This is a genomic window from Pollutimonas rozaliensis (assembly GCF_048751585.1).
GTDB lineage: Bacteria > Pseudomonadota > Gammaproteobacteria > Burkholderiales > Burkholderiaceae_B.
On record NZ_JAZHOB010000157.1, the window covers coordinates 1 to 265 of the forward strand.

Sequence of the window (265 nt, forward strand, 5' to 3'; positions counted from 1 at the left end):
GACTTCTTCCAATGAGGTGGAGCGTTTATGAACTGTCACTGCGCAGAAATAGTCACGCCCGGCTTGTTAGATCTGTTTGATGCACGCCAACGGCTTATCGACGCCGCCACGCCCATTAATGCAGTAGAAAGCATCACCCTAGAACAATCGGCGGGGCGAGTGCTGGCAGAAACGGTTGTCGCCCCCCTCGATATGCCGGGTGTGGACAATAGCGCTATGGATGGTTACGCGCTGTGTCTGGCTGATTACCAAGCGGTACCCCGCG

1 pseudogene is annotated in these 265 nt (G+C 55.8%); it reads left to right on the forward strand.

Annotation, left to right across the window (positions count from 1 at the left end):
- Positions 1-27 precede the first annotated feature (27 nt).
- Positions 28-265, forward strand: a pseudogene (locus V0R37_RS22380) (molybdopterin molybdotransferase MoeA); the annotation flags it as partial.